The organism is Clostridia bacterium, assembly GCA_035628995.1.
Lineage (GTDB): Bacteria > Bacillota > Clostridia > Lutisporales > Lutisporaceae > BRH-c25.
The window spans coordinates 125,764-145,792 of the sequence record DASPIR010000034.1; the positions used below are offsets into that span (position 1 = coordinate 125,764).

Consider the following 20,029-nt stretch of genomic DNA (forward strand, 5'->3'; position numbering starts at 1 on the left):
GTTTTGACGAATTTGAGAAAATTATAATATTCCCCGGGCAATATTCGACAGCATACGTTTGAGAGCTTGTAGAAATATATTATTAAAACTTGGCAATATAAGCAGTATATAGAAAGTATACAAAGATATTGTGTATCAGAATGAACAATGCAAGCTCCGGAAAGCTGTTCAGATAGGTTTTGCTCCTTCTGTACAAACGCACAATAATATACGATAAAGCTGCTGTAATCAGCAGTATTGCTATTGGTGACAGCCAATACTTCAGTATGTCCGGCATAAATGGCACTGCCAACGGATTTCTATATATTCTGGCGATACTGAAATACATAAGAAAAGTTTCTGCCAGAACCCCTATCCTGAAAGTGAGCAAAGGGTTATTGAAAAAGAACTTCCATTCGAAGAAGTCTACAGCAATAGGCCACAGCAGTATAAAAGACACTGTAATCAGATTTATAAAAATGATTAGAAATGAGAATACATATGCCCCAACAGTATCCATTACAGAGAGTTTGATATCGCTCACTGCAGTGCCATTAATATTTGACTTGTACTCTTCAGCTGTCGAGGTAAGGTTTACAATATATCTTGATCCGCCTTTGGTCTGCAGAAAGGAAGCCACATATTGGCCTTCAAGCTTGTTTATTGTAGTGAATGAATTCCACTGTCCCGTGTTTGAAGCAGTCTTTTTATATATTATATTCCCATCATCTATTGCCATGTAGAGAAGCTCAGTGCCTTCCCTTCTTATAGATGTTCTTATGGGTGTTGTTATTATCACACTTAGCTTATCCGAATCTTCATCAAGACACTTGAGAGAGGAAATGTACGTCTCCTTCTCATCAGCGCCACCATCAAGCTTAAGCCTCTCAAATGTGAGCTTTTCAACTTTATTTGAAGCTTTTGGCACTCGTCCCATATATGTCTTGGCTACCATACCCTGGCTGCTGGATTTGCCTAGTTCATAAAATACGTATATGTCCTTATCGTCAAAACCCAGCTCCAGATTATTTATGGAATTGGAGCCCTCCCTTGTAGTAGTTAAGTTTTCTATTATGACCGGTTCAACTCTTTCAGCAAGGCTGACCGCTGATGGATAATAGCTGAACAGCCTGAATTTATAGTCAGTAGGACTTATTCTCGCGACACCTGCAACGTGTATACTGCCTTTGCTGTCTCTGGCAGCGTTAATTTTAGTAATATCATAAACTGGAGCCTCTGCCATAGATTTTACCAATCCATCATCGGAAAAGCCATATAATGCTATTGAGTTCTCAGAGGCAGCTGCAATTGTTAAATCTCCGCTAGTCCCAACCAGCTGAAAATCAAGTATCCCAGACAGCAGCTTCTTTTTGTCCGGTTCGTTATTTTTCAGATCAGCATAGAACAAATCATAATTTTCCGTCCAGAAAAGCTTATCTGCTCCCATCTGATATTTTACAAGCCTGGCAGGAATATAACCATTGATATTAATAGCCTTCGTATCTACGATAGACCCCTTTATATCAACTTGGATCCTCTGAAAGCCTTTCTCGTCTGCAAAGACAGCAATGGTATTTGTACCTTCCGTATATATGCTTGGAGTCTTCTTGAAATCAGTAATGCCAAGGGCTATATTCCTGCCCCACATATCCGATGGAGGTGCAACTCTTTCCTTCAAATACATTCCACTGTGAAAGCATACAATGGATAATATAACTACCACAAATAACAGTAATGCCGTATACTTATGTCTTTTCAATCATTTAACCCCCATTCAAATTATACAAACAAAAATTATATTAAATATTTAGAATTATTTGGATTTTATATGTATATTTTACAGAAAGACTATGCAGATTTCTATAACCTAATGTGAAAAATAGATGAAATAACTATTAAATATGCTTCACTAAAAAGAAAAAAACAGCTTAGTTTTCACTAAACTGTTTTCGAAATTCATTATACTATATGGCAAGCTACGAAATGATCCGGAGCAATCTCTCTTAGAGCCGGCATCTGTTGGTGGCAGATGTCCTTCACATATCTGCATCTTCCTTTGAATCTGCAGCCCGGTGACGGATTTATAGGACTTGGAACATCACCTTCAAGTAATATTCTCTGCCTGTTCTTCTCTATATTCGGGTCCGGAATCGGTATAGCTGACAAAAGTGCCTGTGTATACGGATGCGTTGGTTTATCATAAAGCTCTATGCTCGAAGCCAGCTCAACCATTGTACCCAGATACATAACAGCTACTCTGTCTGATATGTGCTTAACCATACTAAGGTCATGGGCTATGAAAAGGTATGTCAGATTCATTTCCTGCTGCAGCTTTATAAGCAGATTAACAACCTGAGCTTGTATAGAAACGTCCAAAGCTGATATTGGCTCGTCACATACTATGAACTTAGGCTCTATAGCAAGAGCTCTGGCTATACCTATTCTCTGTCTCTGTCCGCCGCTGAACTCATGAGGGAATCTGCTTGCATGCTCTCTGTTAAGTCCAACAGTCTCCAGAAGGAAATATATTCTCTCCATTCTCTCTTTTCCAGCCATAATGGCATGTATGTCAATACCTTCACCGACTATGTCACCTACTGTCATACGTGGGTTTAATGATGCGTATGGATCCTGGAAAATCATCTGGGTGCTCTTTGTAAATTCCTTATGCTCTTGCCTGGACATCTTGTGAACATCCTTGCCATTATATAATACTTCCCCTGCTGTTGCATCATAAAGCCTTATCATTGTTCTGCCTGTAGTTGACTTTCCGCAGCCGGACTCTCCAACAAGGCCAAGTGTTTCACCCTCATATATATAGAAGGATAAATCATCTACTGCTTTAAGAATATTGCCTCCGCCAACGTTGAAATATTTTTTTAAATGATTAACTTCAATAAGCTTTTTATCTTTATTCATCTTATTTTACGCCTCCAATTCCTACCGGTCGTTCAACTTTAGGAGCATTGGGATGAGACAACCAACAAGCTGAGTGATGTCCATCTGCGACCTGCAAAAACTCTGGCTGCATTTCCTTACAGATAGACATGCAGTATTCACACCTTGCTGCAAATCCGCACCCAACTGGCGGAGCGAACAAGTCTGGTGGTGTGCCATCTATTGGCATAAGATTTTCCTTCTGCTTAGCGTCAAGTCTTGGAACAGATTTTAATAAGCCCCAAGTATAAGGATGGTGCGGTCTGTAGAATATATCATCAAGGGTGCCGCTTTCAATGATTTTACCCGCATACATTACTAATATTCTCTGAGCCATGTCAGCAACAACTCCCAAGTCATGGGTAATAAGTATTATTGCTGTATTAAGCTCTTTCTGGAGATCCTGCATAAGGTCTATAATCTGCGCCTGTATAGTAACGTCAAGGGCTGTTGTAGGCTCGTCAGCTATTAGAAGCTTAGGATTACATGCAAGAGCTATAGCTATCATGGCCCTCTGCCTCATACCGCCGCTGAACTCATGAGGATACTGCTTCATTCTTCTCTCTGCATTCGGTATATTAACAAGCTTAAGCATTTTCAGTGCTTCTTCGTTTGCCTGCGATTTGCTTAAATGTCTATGCTTTATTAGACCTTCCATTATCTGTTTACCAATTGACATAGTCGGATTCAGAGAGGTCATTGGGTCCTGAAATATCATACCGATTTCAGAGCCTCTTATTACCTGCATCTCTCTTTCAGAGAGCTTCAATATTTCTTTGTCGTTAAACATTATGCTCCCATTTTTAACCCTGCCTGGAGGTGAGGGAATAAGTCTCATAATAGACTGAGCAGTAACGCTCTTTCCACAGCCAGATTCTCCAACTATAGCAATGGCTTCTCCCTTGTCAAGGTGGAAAGAAACTCCTCTAACCGCTTTGACTTCTCCTGCATAGGTATCAAAGGAAACTTCCAAATCTTTTAATTCTAATAATCTATCCATTTCTTCCTCACCTCTACTTTCTCAATCTTGGGTCAAGGGCATCTCGAAGACCATCACCCAGCATGTTGAAGGACAATATGGCCAAACTTATGGCTGCTGACGGGAATAGAAGCATGTGCGGCTGAGCAATGATTGCCCTCTGCCCTGTGGCTGCCAAAGTACCCCAGCTTGCGAGAGGCTGTGGAACACCCATACCAATAAAGCTTAGAAAGGCTTCGAAGAATATACAACCTGGTATAGCAAAAGTCAGTCTAACAATAATCGGCCCTATAACATTTGGTATCAGATGCTTTCCTATAAGTCTTGAAGGGCTCGCACCCAGTGTTTTCGCTGCTAAAACAAATTCCTGCTCCTTGATCTGCAGTATCTGCCCTCTGACTATTCGAGCCATAGGCAGCCAGTGCAAGGCGGAAATCGCTAAAATAACTGTCAGTAACCCCGGCCCCATAACCATTATAAGAAGTATCATTATGACAACTTCCGGTATACTCCACAGTATGTCAACTATACGCATCATCATGTTATCCACCTGTCCGCCTTTGAAACCGGAAATCCCACCATATATCGTACCTAAAACCAATTCAATAAGAGCACCGACCAATCCTATAAGGAGTGAAATCCTTGCTCCTATCCAGACTCTTACAAACAAGTCACGGCCTAATTCATCTGTTCCAAACAAATGCCCTTGTACCCCAGGCTTTCCATTTGTAAGCATAAGATTCTGCTCAGAAAATGAGTAAGCTGAAACCATAGGCTGGAAAATCGCCATTAATATAATTAAAGTGAGTATTATAATTGCGGCTATAGCGGAAGGATTCTTCTTAAGTCTTCTCCATGCATCCTGAAAATATGTCAAGCTTGGTCTTACTATAGCCTGTGCAGTACTTAAGTCCTTGCCTACAACCGTAAATTGTTCTCTTTGCAATTCCATTTCAAATTCCCCTCCTTTACTATTTACTTGAGCCATCAAGTCTGATTCTTGGGTCTATAAGTCCGTATAAAATATCAATTAGAAGATTTATAAATACCATTAATGTGCCCACAAAGGCTGTTATGCCTGTTATTAAGGAGTAATCCTGAGTATTTATGCTCTGTACATAGAACTTACCAATACCAGGTATTGCGAATATTGTCTCTACAACAAATGAACCTGCTAAAATAGCGGCAACAAATGGACCAAGTACTGTGATAACAGGAAGAATTGCGTTCCTGATTTCATGGCTCCAAATAATTTTCAGCTGTGAAAGCCCCTTTGCCTTTGCGGTCTTAATATAATCCTGTCCAATTACGTCAAGCATCTGAGATCTCATAAATCTTGCAATCTGTGCAATCATACCTAACGAAAGCGCAAATGTCGGCATTAATGTGTGCGCAAAGGACTTATATTGTGCAACGGGCAAGATCTTTAACTTAACCCCCAAGTAGTATTGTAGAACAGCAGCTACAACGAAGGCCGGTATAGAAACACCTACAACGGCAACCAATATTGAGAACCGATCCCACCCTTTATTGTGGTTAAGTGCCGCAACAATGCCTAGCAATATTCCTACTGTAAAGCCAAATATTATTGCTCTAGCACCAAGGTCTGCTGTATATGGTAAACCTTCCTTTATGATAGTGTTAACTGTCCTGTCCTTCCTTTGGAAGGACGTACCCAAATCACCCTGTACGAAATTCTTCATATAAATTCCATACTGTATAACCAATGGTTTGTCGAGTCCATAACGTGCTCTGAGCTGCTCTTTTAGCTCTGGTATAACCCTTTTCTCATTCATGAAGGGGTCTCCAGGAATTGCCTGCATCATAAACCAGGTAAGGCTTACTACTACCCATATTGTTACTAGAGCAGCAGCAATACGTTTCAAAATATATTTGAACATCTCTTCCAAACACCACCTTTACATTTTTTCAAGTAAGAAGGTATATGCTAAGCATATACCTTCTTGAAATCAATCTGTTATTATTTTATTTTGCCTTTCCTTCTATCCATGCATATATGAACTGGATGTCAGGTGAGAAGCCGTCTCTCTCAAAGCCTTTTACATATTCTCTTACAGCGTAGTTTCTGTATCTCCAGTAGATTGGACCTACTGGCATATCTTCCATAAGTATGTCTTCCGCCTGTCTCATCAGAGCAAACTTCTTTGCCTTGTCTGGCTCAGCTTTTGCGTCTTTGATAAGCTTATCATACACTGGATTGCTGTATGCTGGGTCATTGTTTCCACCGCCTGTTACATACAGGTCAAGGTCTGTCATTGGGTCTGGATAGTCCGGGCCCCAACCAGCAAGGGATATTTCGTAGTCATGCTTCTGCTGTCTGTCTATTCTTACAGCTGATGGAACTGCTTCTATCACTATTTCTACACCAAGGTTCTTCTTCCACATTTCCTGGAAGGCTTGTGCATATGTCTGTGCAGTTGCTTGATCATTGCACATAAACTTCAGCTTTGGAATTGCTGTAATTCCAAGTTCTTTCATACCTTGTGCAAGGAGAACCTTTGCACCATCAACGTCGTTATCCTTGAAGTATCCTGGCTTAGCTGCTCTCCATGGAGTCTTGCCATCAGCATCAGGAATAAGGTCAGGTTGTACGTATGCAGTTGCTGGTACCCATGGCTGTCTTGCAACGTTGTCTATAAAGCTCTGTCTGTCAATAGCAAATGTTAAAGCTTTTCTTATGTTCTTATTCTTAAGTACCGGATGTGTTGTGTTGAAGTCAAAGAACCATACTGAACCGTCAGCATACTTTTTAACTTCACCCTTTGTAAGTGCTGCCTTTTGGTCAGCATCAAGAGATATTGTATGATCAAGTTCACCTGATTCATACATGTTGAACATTGTTGAATCTTCAGTTATCATAAGGCCAGTAACCTTATCAAGCTTTATAGCAGCTACATCCCAGTATTCTGGATTCTTTACGTATACCATTTCTGCTTCATGCTGCCATGATTCAATTTTGAATGGTCCGTTTGTGAGGAAGAATTCTGCCTCTGTATTGAACTTAGCGCCAACCTTCTCAGCAAATGCCTGCTGTACAGGAGCATATGTCGGGAAAGATACGAGATAATCAAAATAAGTTACAGGCTGTTTAAGTGTGTACTCGATTGTCTTTTCGTCGATAACCTTTATACCAACCTGATCAGCTGTTCCTTTGCCTGAGCTATACTCTTCTGCACCAACGATATCATACAAGAAGTATGTGTAGTCTCTTGGAGTCTTTGGATCCAAAGCTCTCATTGCGCCGTATTTGAAATCAGCTGCAACAACTGGAGTTCCATCAGACCACTTCGCATCTCTCAAATGGAAAGTCCATACTGTTCCGTCTGCGTTCTGTTCAAACTTTTCAGCGATACCAGGCTTAACCTTACCCTGGCCAGCGCTCCTTGTCAAACCTTCCATAACCCAGTTGTATATCTGGATTTCACCAGTTGATGACATTCCCTGCCAGTCCAATGTGCTGTTTTCCTGGAATATGTCGATTGTGAGTTCCTGTGGTTCCTTTGGCTGCTCAGTTGCTGTAGTTGGAGCAGGAGTCGCAGGAGCTTTCGGTCCGCAAGCTGATAATGCTACGCTCAAAATCATCAGCATTGCAAGTACGAGTATTAAAGACTTTTTCATTAATTCATCCCCCTTATTTTTGGTTTAGGCGTTTATGTAAATTTTTCGCCTCTCAAAATTTAGTACCTAATAAGTTTACAGGTATAAAGGAAGTCAGCAATGTAAACATTTTATATGCATAACATGTTAACTCTGTGCCATATCCTACAACGATATGGCACTATTCCTGTAGCACCTTATCAAGTATAGTATAATATTACATTAACTGTAGAATTTTTTCAAGAAAATTAATATATGAAAAACTCTCAATAATATTCAAATTTCAAAGACCAGAACTGGCGCAATGCCTGCCGCTTTTCAACCCAACTGAGTTAAAAAAATAGCAAGCGTTCAAATTCTATAATAATCAAATATAGTAATGAACCCAAGCCAACCAATTTGCTGTTTATGCCACGGCTGTCCCAGATTCAGATTGCTGTTTTAATTATGCATTGAATTTGATGAACCGATTAAGACTTGCTAATTTATATGCATTCGACATGTAGCTAAATTAAATATACCAAAGGTTTGTGAATTTTCTGTGAACTTTTGTTGTTTTTTCTATGAACTTACAATGAATAAATATTTTGAAAACAGCAGGAAAATAAATAATCCTCATGAACTTGAAGAATTCATGAGGATTATTGCTGATTTATATACTATCAATTATATCCTTAATTATTTTACTTATAATCTGCGGGTTTCCCTTGCCTTTAGAGGCTTTCATGGTTTGTCCGACCAGGAAGCCCATTGCCCTGTCCTTACCCTCTTTATAGTCCTTCACAGATTTAGGATTCTCTTCTATTATCTGTCTGACAATTCCAAAAATTGCATCCTTATCGTTAATCTGCTCCAGTCCCATCTCTTTCACAAGCACCTTCGGCTCTTTCCCGCTCTCAAACATAGCCTCGAAGACTTGCTTTGCTGCTGTGCCGCTTATTGTCGAATCCTCTACCAGCTTTAACAGTTCAGCAAGATAAGCCGGAGGGAATTTTACATGCTCTATATCCAGTTTCTTGTCATTCAATAATCTCAATAGTTCTCCCATAACCCAATTACTGACCGGCTTTGGATTGTTGTATTCCGCAAGGCACTCCTCATAAAATTCTGCAAGGGCCTTTGATGCGGTTATTACCATAGCATCATAAGCCGGAAGTCCGTATTCTTTAATGAACCTCTTTTCCTTTTCATGAGGCAGTTCCGGTATGGTTGCCCTTATCTTTTCTATCAAGTCCATATCAACAACTAAAGGGGTCAAATCCGGCTCAGGAAAATATCTGTAATCATGAGCAAGCTCTTTGTTTCTCATGGATATGGATATATTTTTATCATCATCCCATCTTCTGGTCTCCTGCATAACCCTCTCGCCTTTATCCAGCAATCCCGCTTGCCTGTTCTGCTCATATTCAAGCGCCATCTGAAGGGCTTTAATCGAATTCATATTCTTTATCTCAGCTTTTATACCGAGCTTAGTTTCTCCAACAGGTCTCAGGGATATATTTGCGTCGCACCTTAAGGAGCCCTCCTGCATCTTGCAGTCAGATACTTCGAGATATTCCAGGATGCTTTTCAGCTTTTCCAAATAAAGCCTTCCTTCTTCAGGAGTTCTCACATCAGGCTCAGATACTATTTCTATCAATGGTACGCCTGCCCTGTTGTAATCTACAAGGGAATAATCTCCGCCATTCTCTGCGTGGACCAGCTTTCCTGCGTCTTCTTCAATATGTATCCTGTTTATTCGGATTTTCTTTGTTTCACCCTTCAGTTCGATTTCTATGTACCCATTGCTGCATAAGGGGAGATCATACTGAGATATCTGAAACGCCTTGGGCAGGTCAGGATAGAAATAGTTCTTTCTGTCCATTTTACTGAACTCAGCTACCCGGCAGTTGGTTGCGAGTCCAACCTTTATAGCGAATTCCACCACTTTCCCATTCAGAACCGGAAGCGCTCCTGGCAAACCCAGGCAAACCGGACAGCAGTGCGTGTTAGCGTCACCACCGAATTCATTCTTACAGCCGCAGAATATTTTTGTATTTGTCAAAAGCTCGGCATGAACTTCAAGCCCTATTACAGTCTCATATCTCATCTTCGCACCTCATTCAATATAGCCGGCTTGTTTTCATTAAAGCGGGTGTTCTTCTCATAGGTATAGGCAACTTGAAGAATGCTCTTCTCATCAAGCGGTTTTCCTATTATCTGCATACCCACCGGCAACCCGTCTAACCTGCCGCAGGATATGGATATGGCGGTATTCCCGGCTATATTTACAGGGACTGTACAAATATCTGACATATACATGGAAAGGGGATCACTGGTTTTTTCCCCTAGCTTAAAAGCAGTATTAGGAGCAGTGGGCGAGATTATTACATCATATCTTTCAAAAGCCTTGTCAAAATCCTGCTTGATAAGCGTCCTCACCTGCAGTGCTTTCATATAATATTCATCATAGTAGCCTGAGCTTAAAGCAAACGTTCCAAGCATTATCCTTCTCTTCACCTCTGCACCGAAGCCCTTGCTCCTTGTCTTTACATATAGGTCTGCCAAAGCATCAAATTCCTCTGCCCTGGAACCATATCTAACCCCATCATACCTGCCCAGATTGGAGCTTGCCTCTGCAGATGCAGCAATATAGTAAACCGGCAGTGCATAGCGGGAATAAGGAAGTGACATTTCCTCCACATTCGCACCAAGACCTTCCAGGACCTTTACCTGGTCAAGCACAATTTTCTTTATACCAATATCTATTCCATCTCCGAAATACTCTTTGGGAATCCCTATCTTAAAGCCTTTCACATCATTTACAAGGGCACTCTTATAATCATACTTCGGCACATCCAGCGAGGTGGAATCCTTTGGATCATAGCCTGCTATGCAGTTCATCACCAGGGCACAGTCTTCAACATCCCGGGTTATAGGCCCAATCTGATCGAAAGAAGATGCAAATGCCACCAGCCCATATCTGGATACCAAGCCATAGGTGGGCTTCATTCCCACAACACCGCATAATGCAGCTGGCTGTCTTATGGAGCCTCCAGTATCCGAACCCAGCGAAAAATAAGCTTCTCCTGCAGCTACAGCAGCCGCGGAGCCGCCGCTGGAGCCTCCCGGTACTCTTTCTATATCCCATGGGTTTTTTGTAACCTTAACAGAAGAATTCTCTGTTGATGAACCCATCGCAAATTCATCCATGTTGGCCTTCCCCACCATTATGCTGCCGACCTTTAAAAGTCTGCTGTATACCTCAGCATTGTATGGCGGTTCAAAGCCCTTCAATATTTTAGATGCGCAGGTAGTTTCCACACCTTCGGTGCATATGTTGTCCTTTAATGCCATTGGAATCCCTGCAAGATCCGGGAGCGTCTCCCCCCCGCTTATGACTTTATCTATTATTTCAGCATCTTTATATGCTTTCTCTCTTGTCAGGGTAATATATGAACTGACCTTAGCCTCTACTCCATCTATTCTGCTGTATGTATTATCCAGCACCTCTTTGGCGCTTACTTCTTTTCTTCTCAGCATATCCCTTATTTCATGAGCAGTAAGTTCATAAAGCTTCAAATGTCACACTTCCTTTGTAATTTTGCCTCGTGCTGCGTGCCTCGTGCCACGTGCATTCAGAAAGTCCTTCGAAGATTCTCTCCAGTATACGCGCAACTCGAAACGCGTAACGCGAAACCAAAATTCATTGCCTACTCTATTATTCTCGGTACTTTAAAGCAGCCGTCCTGGGTTGTTGGCGCATTCATCAGCACATCATCCCTATCTATTGACTGCCTTACTTCATCTTCCCTCAATACATTAATAACAGGCATTACATGGTATGTGGGCTTAACACCCTCAGTATCAAGCTCATTCAACTGGTTTATGTATTCCAATATCACGTTCAGCTGCTCTGTATACTTCTCCTTCTCATCCTCTGAGAATTCAAGTCTGGACAAAGCAGCAACATATTCAACGTCCTTTTTGGTTATCATAAACTTTCACCATCCTAACTAAAAACCCATAGGTTTTTAACGGGCGAACACTGTTCGCCCCTACGTCCCCATTATCTACGTACCTCGAACCAATTACTCTTTCGCCCAGTCCATAAACGTTTCCTCATCAATAACAGCCACGCCAAGTTCATTAGCCTTTACAAGCTTGGAGCCTGAGTCCTCTCCGGCCAGTACATAATCCGTTTTCTTACTGACGCTTCCGGACACTTTCCCTCCGAAGCTCTCAATTATTTCCTTTGCTTGATCCCGTGTGAAGCTTTGAAGCGCCCCGGTGAGCACAAAAGTTTTTCTGTTGAAATGCTCGTTTTCCTTTATTTCCTTTTTCGAACCTCTTGTATTCACGCCACACTCTTGAAGCTTTTTTATAAGTCCAAGGTTTTGCTCCTGTCTGAAAAAGGTTATAATGCTTTCTGCCATTTTCTCGCCTATTTCCTGTATTCTGATCAGCTTATCAAAATCTGCGGTAAACATGGCATCTATGTCGTCAAATTCATTAGACAATACTTGTGATGCCCTTTGTCCTATCATCCTTATTCCAAGAGCGAAAATAAGCCTGTTCAGAGTATTAACCTTGGAAGCCTCAATAGCATCCAGCATGTTCTGCACTGACTTTTCGCCCATTCTTTCAAGTTCCACCAGCTCATCCTTATGATTCTTCAAAAGGTATATGTCAGCCGCATTCTTTATGAAGCCCTTATCCATAAGAAGTGTCATAATCTGAGACCCAAGCCCGTCTATGTTCATTGCATCCCTGGATACAAAGTGGAACAATGACCTTTTAAGCTGTGCAGGACACGATATATTAGTGCACTTCGTTACAGCCTCCCCTTGCTCCCTTATGGTGTCCGACTGGCAGACAGGGCATTTTCCGGGCATTTCAAAAGGCAGCTCCGCTCCCGTCCTGTCTTCCTTAACGACTTCAACGACCTCAGGAATTACATCCCCGGCCTTCTTTATGATTACGGTATCGCCAATTCTTATATCCTTTTCCCTTATATAGTCCTCATTATGCAGCGTTGCTCTGCCTATCACAGATCCCGCAAGCCTCACAGGCTCCAGCTCCGCAGTTGGTGTCAGCGCTCCTGTTCTTCCAACCTGCACTATTATATCCTTAACTTTGGTCTTCTTGGTTTCAGGCGGGAACTTGTACGCTGCCGCCCACCTGGGAGTTTTTGTGGTATAGCCTAAGCTTTCTCTCTGCTCCAGGCTGTTTACCTTTATGACTAAACCGTCAATTTCAAAGGGCAGTTCGCCCCTCTTGTCAGCCCAATAGCTGCACTTTTCAATTATTTCCTCGCTGCTCCTTAGCACGCTTATGAAGGGGCTGACCTTGAAGCCTAATTTTTTGAGGTATTCCAAGGTTTCCACATGAGTATCGAAATTCTTGTCTTCTATGCTTTCAAGGTTGAATACAAATATATCCAAGGGTCTAGTGGCAGTTACCTTGGTATCCAACTGCCTTAAAGAACCTGCCGATGCATTCCTTGGATTCGCAAACAGCTGCTCCTCCTGCTCCTCACGCCTTGCATTAAGCTCTTCAAAGGCTTTTTTTGCCATGAAGACCTCTCCCCTGACTTCTAATTCTAATTCTTCACCCAGTACAAGGGGTATGGACTTCACTGTTCTGAGGTTTGCAGTTATATCTTCGCCTTTGACGCCATCGCCTCTGGTAGCCCCTTGTACAAAACGACCCTCTTCATAGTTCAGCACAACAGTAAGCCCATCTATCTTCAGCTCAACTACATATTCAACGTCGTCACCGACGGTTTTTCTCACCCTCGAGTCAAAATCTCTTATATCGTTTTCATCAAATACATTTCCAAGACTCAGCTTTGGAGTTTTGTGCACCACTTCTCCGAAGCCCTGCAGCACTTCCCCCCCAACCCTCTGTGTAGGAGAGTCGGCACGCTTCAATGCCGGGAATGTGCTCTCCAATTCAATAAGCTCTTTCATGAGCATATCAAAATCATAGTCACTGATTTCCGGCTTATCCAGCATATAATAATTGTAGCTATGTTTATTTATTAGCTTTATTAGCTCATCCACTTTTTTTTCAAGCTTATCTATACCCAATTTGATTCCTCCCTTCTTATACCTTAACCAGTAGGTCCTTTGGAATCTCTTTTACAAATTGCGAAACTGTATTATAAGTAGTATTTCCAAATAATGTGCGTTCAAATGCAGCCGTCAGATAAAGTCTTTCCTCCGCTCGGGTTATCCCTACATACATAAGGCGCCTTTCCTCTTCCATCTGCCTCTCTTCAAAATACGACCGCTGGCTTGGGAATACACCCTCTTCCATTCCGGAAATGAACACAAAGGGATACTCAAGACCTTTTGCGCTGTGAAGAGTCATCATTATCAAAGCGGATTTTCCATCATCTACTGTATCTATGTCAGACATCAAGGCCATTTGCTCCAGAAAGTCAGGCAATGCTGCGCTTTCATTCTTTGCCTCAAATTCAAGTGTGGCAGACAAAAGCTCCTTAACATTCTCAACTCTGGTCTGGGACTGTTCGTCCTCACCCTTTTCAAGCTCCTCAATATAGCCTATGCGGTCCAGCACTTCCTTCAGAATCTTGGATACCCTCTCAGTCTCTGCTATGCCCATAAGGTCGCTCATCAGCTTGACAAATTCCTTGATTCCCTTCTTAGCCTTTGTGCTGACTCCCGCAATATTATCAACCTCCAAAAGGGCACCGAACAATGAGTCTCCGGTTATTCTGGCATATTGGACTATGGCGTCCAAGGTTGTAGCTCCTATGCCCCTCTTTGGTATATTTATTATTCTTTTCAGACTTAAGTCTTCATCAGGATTCTGTATTACCCTCAGATATCCGATTATATCCTTTACTTCCTTCCTGTCATAGAACTTGAATCCGCCGACAATCCTATAGGGCATTCCATTGGACATGCAGGCTTCCTCAAGTACACGGGACTGGGCATTGGTGCGGTACAATATCGCGAAATCCCCCATCTCCCTATTCTCCTGGGCTATCATCCTTTCAACCTCTGACATGATGAAGTTTGCCTCTCCCCATTCATCCATAGCACTGTGAAAAATTATAGAGCGCCCTTCACCGTTTTCGGTCCACAGCCTCTTGTTCTTCCTTGCATTGTTATTTTTAATGACTGAGTTTGCTGCATCCAATATGACCTGTGTAGAGCGGTAGTTCTGCTCCAGCTTAACAACTTTGGCTCCCGGGAAGTCCTTTTCGAAGTTTAGTATGTTCCCAATATCCGCTCCGCGCCATGAATAGATAGACTGGTCATCATCCCCCACTACGCAAAGATTCTTATGCTGCTTTGCCAGAAGCCTTATAAGGGTGTATTGGCAATAGTTTGTATCCTGATATTCATCTACCATTATATATTTGAACTTGTTCTGATAATACTGCAATATATCAGGGTTCAGCTCAAAAAGCTCCACAGTCTTGTACAATATGTCGTCAAAATCCAGAGCATTGTTCTTCTGCAGCTTCTTCTGATACAGCTTATATATATCCGCTATCTTCCGCTTCCTCATATCATGCATGTTCCTGTCAAAGAACTTATCAGGAGTCATTAACTTATCCTTCGCACCGGAAATCTCAGCAGAAACCGCCCTGAAAGGAAAGTTCTTCTCATTAAGGTTAAGCTCCTTCAAGCACTCCTTCACTAGAGCTTCCTGATCCTTTGAATCATATATGACAAAATTCTTCTTATAATCCTTAAGACTTTCTACATTCTTTCTCAATATCCTCACACAGGTAGAGTGGAATGTAGAAATCCACATATTATCAGTCCCGCCTATAAGTGTCTGCACCCTTTCCTTCATTTCCTTCGCAGCCTTGTTGGTGAAGGTTATTGCGAGTATACTTGAGGGATATATGCTTTTCTCCTCTATCAAATAAGCGATTCTAAAGGTAAGCACTCTTGTCTTCCCACTGCCGGCTCCTGCGAGTATCAATAGCGGACCTTCAGTATGCAGCACCGCTTCCCTTTGCTCTTTGTTCAACTTATCAATATAATCCATTGGTACCTCCAGTATTTTTGCCTCGTGCTCCGTGCCACGTGCCCCGTGCTTCAGGCTTAGAGTCAGGGCTTATGTTTAACTCTTACTATAAATACTATTATAAAGCATCATTCCCATAATTAGAATAAAAAAAATATTGAACGCACAAAGTATTCCTTTTAAGTATAGTGCGAATTCGATAACAATCAAGGAAATCTTTTGCGAAGTTTGAATGAAAAGTAAACTGTTTTTTCGCAAAAGATTTAGTATTTGAAAACTCATCAAATTTTTGAATTATAGATATATAGTTTCTTTGAAATATGTTTGAATACAAATCTGAAAACAGCAAAAAATAAAGATGAGGTGAGATGCGATGTCGCCAAGAATTGATGAAGAGATAAACGTTTTGACTCCTGCTGCAGAAGAGCCTATTACAGACTTTGAAATTGTAATGGCAAAAATTGATCATGATGCTCATAAGAGGTTTAAGGGAGTGGAAAATGCGGCTTTAAAAAATAAAGATGTGAAAAAGCAGGGTCCGGACGAGGTGGAACCATGAGGATAATTGATGATACCTATAATGGGAAAAAATATCCCATTATAGAGAGAGAATACAATGCTTATTATTTCCCGGACAATTTTAACCCCGACAATGAAGAAGACCAGTCGGAAGGGCTTGTTGACTCTTATTTGAACCATCATATGATTAAAGTCTATAACAGGGCTGATCCAAAATGAAAAAGGGCGAACAATGTTCGCCCCTACAGTTTATCAGCTTCTCCGTTGATTCCTATTCTGATTTTGTTAAGTGGAATGTTCTTACCTGACATTTGAAGTGCCGCTTCTGCTGCTCTTACAATGCCGCCGCAGCATGGAACCTCCATGAATGCCACAGTTACGCTGTTTATGTTGTTATTCTTTAATATTCCTGTAAGCTTCTCGGTGTAATATCCTATATCATCAAGCTTAGGACAACCTACTACAACCTTTTTGCCCTTTAATAAGTCCAAATGGTAGTTGGGATATGCAAAGGGCACACAGTCAGCTGTAATCAGGAGATCGGAATTTTCAAAGTATGGAGCTCTCTCAGGCACAAGCATAAGCTGTACAGGCCACTGAGTCAGCTGCGGCTTGATTCTTACTTCTATATCATCTGAGGATACAGCTGCTGTCTTTGCAGCATTATTCTGCCTGTTGATTTCCATAGCTCTGCTTCCTGGGCATCCGCCACCACCATGCTGATGATGTCCGTGACCTTCATTCTGATGACATGAGTGACTTTCCTCTTTGTGAAGATGTACATGTACGGCAGCTTCATCAAATTCCTCCGCGTCTCTTTTAGTTATTGTAATTGCACCTTGAGGACATTCTCCCAGACATGCTCCGAGACCATCACAAAGATTTTCTGCTAAAAGCTTTGCCTTTCCGTCGATTATCTTTATAGCACCTTCAGCACAGTTAGGCACGCAAAGTCCACAACCGTTGCATTTATCTTCATTAATGTTAACAATTTTTCTTAATGCCATTTTATTTCCCTCCATATTTAGTTCATCTTTTAAGTTTATTATACTAGTATTAGTTCCTATTGAATGTGATTTATATCACTGATGAGGGTTAATTTAATCACAGCAAGTAAGATTCTTCACTGCACTCAGAATGACAAATAATGCAACTATGCAAAAAAATAAAGTCCCTTTCGAAACTTTACTTCTTACCTATATCACTTCTATAGTGGGCTTTTTCAAATTGTATGCCTCTGACTGCTTTGTACGCTTTTTCTCTTGCCAGCTCATAGCTTTTTTCCAGCGCACTTACAACAAGCACACGACCGCCTGCAGTGAGAGTCTTTTCGGAAGCTTTTTTTGTTCCTGCATGAAATACTGTAACACCGCTATTTTCAGCAGCTTTATCAAGCCCTCTTATTTCAAAGCCTTTTTCGTAATGCTCTGGATATCCTCCCGAGGCCATTACTACACAGACAGCCTGTTCCTCTTCCCATTCAATCTCTTGTGTTTCAAGTCTTTCATCAATTACTGAATTCATTATCTCAACCAGGTCAGTCTTGAGCCTAAGCAGTACAACCTCTGTCTCAGGATCCCCGAACCGTGCGTTATATTCCAGCAGCTTGGGGCCGTCCTTCGTAAGCATCAGCCCAAAGTATAAAACCCCTTTGTAATAAATGCCCTCCGCTCTGAGTGCATCTACAGTCCTCTTAATAATATCCCTCGCCGTAACTTCAGCTGTCTTATCATCATAGTAAAATGCGGGGGATACCGCACCCATTCCACCTGTATTAAGCCCTGCATCATTGTCCAAAGCCCTTTTGTAATCCTGTGCACTAACCATGGGTACTGCGATTTTGCTATCAACAAAAGCCAATATTGAAGCTTCCCTGCCGGAAAGAAACTCTTCAACAACAATCCTGCAGCCTGCCTCACCAAACTTTTTAACCGTAAGCATATCATCGATAGCGGCAAAGGCTTCCTCCCTGCTCTGGGCTATTATTACACCCTTTCCTGCCGCAAGTCCGTCTGCTTTAATAACCACTGGATAGCCAAAGCCGTCTATCTCCTGCTTGGCCTTTTCAGGGTCATAGAATATCTTATATGCAGCAGTGGGTATTTTGTTTCTTATCATGAAATCCTTTGAAAATGCCTTGCTGCTCTCAAGCATTGCGCCCTTCATGCACGGCCCGAATATCCTGAGTCCATTTCTTTCAAAGCTATCAACTATGCCAAGACTCAAAGGTGCTTCCGGTCCTACTATAGTAAGGTCAATTCTGTTGTCTCCGGCAAAGCTCAAAAGCCCGTCCAAGTCATCAGCCTCTATGTTCACACATTCAGCAAGCTTGCCAATCCCGCCATTTCCGGGCGCGCAGTATATTTTATCAACCAGCCTGCTTTGAGCGACCTTCCAAATAATAGCATGCTCTCTTCCGCCGCTTCCGATTACCAGTACTTTCATAGAACCACCGCCTTTAGTGTTTGAAGTGTCTCATTCCTGTAAAAATCATTGAAATGTTATTCTTATTGCATTCATCTATGGACTCTTGGTCTCTAACCGACCCTCCAGGCTGAATAATTGCCGATATTCCTGCATTTGCAGCTGCTGTGACAACATCTCCAAAAGGAAAGAATGCATCAGAAGCTATAACGGCACCCTTAGCCTTTTCTCCAGACCGCTCAAGGCTCATATTGGCTGACCAGATCCTGTTTGTCTGGCCAGGCCCTATCCCAAGGGTCCTTCCATCTTTAGCCACTACAATTGCATTAGACTTAACATGCTTCACAACCTTCCATGCAAAAAGCATGTCCTGCATTTCTTTCTCAGTAGGCTTCTTATCCGTGACATTCTTTATATCAGCCATGTCAAAATCCTGCCAGTCTGCATCCTGAATAAGCAGTCCACCGCTAACCTTCTTAACGTCAATATCCGTTACTGATTTGCGGCATATATCTTCAAGCTGCATTATTCGTATATTCTTCTTGCTCATCAGAATATTCAGAGCCTTCTCTGAATAAGCTGGAGCTATCACTATCTCCACAAATATCTTGCTTATCTCCGACGCAGTAATCGCACCCACTTCCCTGTTCAAGGCTATTATACCACCGAATATGGAAATCGGATCTCCCTCATAAGCTTTGGTATAAGCCTCATACAAGCTGTTTCCGACTCCTACACCGCAGGGATTGGCATGCTTCACTGCAACTGCTGCAGGCTCTTCAAATTCCTTCAAGGTCTCCAATGCTGCATTTGCATCACTTATATTATTAAAGGAGAGCTCCTTGCCATGAAGCTGTACTGCTGTGGCAATGCTCCCGCTTACTGCTTTCATTTCCTTATAATATGCCGCAGCCTGGTGTGGGTTTTCTCCGTATCTCAGCTCCTGCACCTTTTCAAAGGTCATGGTCACAGTTTCCGGATACTTGGGCAATCCGGCCTTCTCCCACAGATAATTGCCAATCAGCGTATCATAGCTTGCCGTATGTGAAAAAACCTTGGCAGCAAGCTCAAATCTTGTTGCTTCAGTTGTATTTCCCCCGTTATTAATTTCTTCAAGCACCTTCTGATAATCAGAAGGATTCACAACCACAGTTACATATTTGTAGTTCTTGGCTGCTGCCCGAAGCATTGATGGACCTCCGATATCAATGTTCTCTATAGCTTCAGAAAGCTCTGCCTCTTCTTTCTCTATAGTCTTTCTGAAGGGATATAGATTGACAACCACTAAGTCTATAATTTCAATACCAAGCTCGCGGAGCTTGCTCATATGTACCTCATTGTCTCTTACTGCAAGAAGCCCGCCATGGATATTGGGGTGCAATGTCTTTACCCGTCCATCAAGGCACTCTGGGTAACCTGTGATTTCAGATATTCCAATAACCTTTATACCCGCTTCTTCGAGGGCTTTTGCAGTACCCCCGGTTGAAATTATTTCAACTCCGAGCTTCACAAGCCCCTTGGCAAAATCGATTATTCCGGTTTTGTCCGAAACACTTATAATCGCTCTCTTTATCATATCAG

The 20,029-nt window shown here is 41.9% G+C and carries 16 protein-coding genes; 2 read left to right on the forward strand and 14 right to left on the reverse strand.

The features are described from left to right. Positions 1 to 82: 82 nt before the first annotated feature. The 11 genes from VEB00_16220 to pcrA form a co-directional block, all read right to left on the reverse strand. A complete protein-coding gene (locus VEB00_16220; GenBank protein ID HYF84549.1) occupies positions 83 to 1,738 on the reverse strand; it encodes a hypothetical protein in 1,656 nt (551 codons plus the stop codon). Positions 1,739 to 1,938: 200 nt separating this feature from the next. Further along, on the reverse strand, positions 1,939 to 2,898 hold the full coding sequence (locus VEB00_16225) for an oligopeptide/dipeptide ABC transporter ATP-binding protein (protein HYF84550.1): 960 nt from the start codon (positions 2,896 to 2,898) through the stop codon (positions 1,939 to 1,941). A 1-nt stretch (position 2,899) separates the two neighbouring features. Continuing rightward, the gene (locus VEB00_16230; protein ID HYF84551.1) at positions 2,900 to 3,916 is read right to left on the reverse strand and encodes an ABC transporter ATP-binding protein; all 1,017 of its coding nucleotides are present in this window, start codon (positions 3,914 to 3,916) and stop codon (positions 2,900 to 2,902) included. 13 nt (positions 3,917 to 3,929) lie between these two features. Continuing rightward, positions 3,930 to 4,847 carry an ABC transporter permease gene (locus tag VEB00_16235; protein HYF84552.1) on the reverse strand — a complete coding sequence of 306 codons (918 nt, stop codon included), beginning with the start codon at positions 4,845 to 4,847 and terminating at the stop codon, positions 3,930 to 3,932. Between the two features lie 19 nt (positions 4,848 to 4,866). Then, a complete protein-coding gene (locus VEB00_16240; protein ID HYF84553.1) occupies positions 4,867 to 5,796 on the reverse strand; it encodes an ABC transporter permease in 930 nt (309 codons plus the stop codon). Positions 5,797 to 5,881: 85 nt separating this feature from the next. Beyond that, positions 5,882 to 7,534, reverse strand: coding sequence for a peptide ABC transporter substrate-binding protein (locus tag VEB00_16245; protein ID HYF84554.1), 1,653 nt, complete (start codon positions 7,532 to 7,534; stop codon positions 5,882 to 5,884). A 631-nt stretch (positions 7,535 to 8,165) separates the two neighbouring features. Then, positions 8,166 to 9,602, reverse strand: coding sequence for an Asp-tRNA(Asn)/Glu-tRNA(Gln) amidotransferase subunit GatB (gene gatB / locus VEB00_16250; protein HYF84555.1), 1,437 nt, complete (start codon positions 9,600 to 9,602; stop codon positions 8,166 to 8,168). Next, positions 9,599 to 11,074, reverse strand: coding sequence for an Asp-tRNA(Asn)/Glu-tRNA(Gln) amidotransferase subunit GatA (gatA, locus tag VEB00_16255; protein ID HYF84556.1), 1,476 nt, complete (start codon positions 11,072 to 11,074; stop codon positions 9,599 to 9,601). The genes gatB and gatA overlap by 4 nt, the downstream gene beginning before the upstream one ends. A gap of 131 nt (positions 11,075 to 11,205) precedes the next feature. Next, positions 11,206 to 11,490, reverse strand: coding sequence for an Asp-tRNA(Asn)/Glu-tRNA(Gln) amidotransferase subunit GatC (gene gatC, locus VEB00_16260; protein HYF84557.1), 285 nt, complete (start codon positions 11,488 to 11,490; stop codon positions 11,206 to 11,208). A 93-nt stretch (positions 11,491 to 11,583) separates the two neighbouring features. Further along, positions 11,584 to 13,578: an NAD-dependent DNA ligase LigA gene (gene ligA, locus VEB00_16265; protein ID HYF84558.1), complete on the reverse strand. Its 1,995-nt coding sequence runs from the start codon at positions 13,576 to 13,578 to the stop codon at positions 11,584 to 11,586. A gap of 22 nt (positions 13,579 to 13,600) precedes the next feature. Next, entirely contained in the window at positions 13,601 to 15,526 is a 1,926-nt protein-coding gene (gene pcrA / locus VEB00_16270) for a DNA helicase PcrA (GenBank protein ID HYF84559.1), read from the reverse strand. A gap of 352 nt (positions 15,527 to 15,878) precedes the next feature. Here pcrA and VEB00_16275 point away from each other — a divergent pair, with 352 nt between their 5' ends. Both VEB00_16275 and VEB00_16280 read left to right on the forward strand, forming a co-directional pair. After that, positions 15,879 to 16,064: a hypothetical protein gene (locus tag VEB00_16275; GenBank protein HYF84560.1), complete on the forward strand. Its 186-nt coding sequence runs from the start codon at positions 15,879 to 15,881 to the stop codon at positions 16,062 to 16,064. Next, positions 16,061 to 16,243 (forward strand): hypothetical protein, encoded by a 183-nt coding sequence (locus tag VEB00_16280; protein HYF84561.1) that lies wholly within the window; start codon positions 16,061 to 16,063, stop codon positions 16,241 to 16,243. Before VEB00_16275 ends, VEB00_16280 begins: the two co-directional genes overlap by 4 nt. A gap of 23 nt (positions 16,244 to 16,266) precedes the next feature. Here VEB00_16280 and VEB00_16285 read toward each other — a convergent pair whose 3' ends face one another. From VEB00_16285 to purH, 3 genes are all read right to left on the reverse strand, one after another. Next, the gene (locus tag VEB00_16285) at positions 16,267 to 17,031 is read right to left on the reverse strand and encodes a 4Fe-4S binding protein (protein ID HYF84562.1); all 765 of its coding nucleotides are present in this window, start codon (positions 17,029 to 17,031) and stop codon (positions 16,267 to 16,269) included. A gap of 178 nt (positions 17,032 to 17,209) precedes the next feature. Beyond that, positions 17,210 to 18,469 carry a phosphoribosylamine--glycine ligase gene (gene purD, locus VEB00_16290; GenBank protein ID HYF84563.1) on the reverse strand — a complete coding sequence of 420 codons (1,260 nt, stop codon included), beginning with the start codon at positions 18,467 to 18,469 and terminating at the stop codon, positions 17,210 to 17,212. A gap of 13 nt (positions 18,470 to 18,482) precedes the next feature. Further along, positions 18,483 to 20,024 (reverse strand): bifunctional phosphoribosylaminoimidazolecarboxamide formyltransferase/IMP cyclohydrolase, encoded by a 1,542-nt coding sequence (gene purH, locus VEB00_16295; GenBank protein HYF84564.1) that lies wholly within the window; start codon positions 20,022 to 20,024, stop codon positions 18,483 to 18,485. Between the last annotated feature and the right edge of the window lie 5 nt (positions 20,025 to 20,029).

Bases quoted from the DNA above. Each gene is read 5' to 3' on its own strand.
- VEB00_16225 (HYF84550.1), bottom strand. From the start codon at position 2,898: ATGAATAAAGATAAAAAGCTTATTGAAGTTAATCATTTAAAAAAATAT.
- purH (HYF84564.1), bottom strand. From the start codon at position 20,024: ATGATAAAGAGAGCGATTATAAGTGTTTCGGACAAAACCGGAATAATC.
- VEB00_16285 (HYF84562.1), bottom strand. From the start codon at position 17,031: ATGGCATTAAGAAAAATTGTTAACATTAATGAAGATAAATGCAACGGT.
- VEB00_16275 (HYF84560.1), top strand. From the start codon at position 15,879: ATGTCGCCAAGAATTGATGAAGAGATAAACGTTTTGACTCCTGCTGCA.
- gatC (HYF84557.1), bottom strand. From the start codon at position 11,490: ATGATAACCAAAAAGGACGTTGAATATGTTGCTGCTTTGTCCAGACTT.
- VEB00_16280 (HYF84561.1), top strand. From the start codon at position 16,061: ATGAGGATAATTGATGATACCTATAATGGGAAAAAATATCCCATTATA.
- VEB00_16230 (HYF84551.1), bottom strand. From the start codon at position 3,916: ATGGATAGATTATTAGAATTAAAAGATTTGGAAGTTTCCTTTGATACC.
- pcrA (HYF84559.1), bottom strand. From the start codon at position 15,526: ATGGATTATATTGATAAGTTGAACAAAGAGCAAAGGGAAGCGGTGCTG.
- VEB00_16240 (HYF84553.1), bottom strand. From the start codon at position 5,796: ATGTTCAAATATATTTTGAAACGTATTGCTGCTGCTCTAGTAACAATA.
- purD (HYF84563.1), bottom strand. From the start codon at position 18,469: ATGAAAGTACTGGTAATCGGAAGCGGCGGAAGAGAGCATGCTATTATT.
- gatB (HYF84555.1), bottom strand. From the start codon at position 9,602: ATGAGATATGAGACTGTAATAGGGCTTGAAGTTCATGCCGAGCTTTTG.
- VEB00_16235 (HYF84552.1), bottom strand. From the start codon at position 4,847: ATGGAATTGCAAAGAGAACAATTTACGGTTGTAGGCAAGGACTTAAGT.
- VEB00_16245 (HYF84554.1), bottom strand. From the start codon at position 7,534: ATGAAAAAGTCTTTAATACTCGTACTTGCAATGCTGATGATTTTGAGC.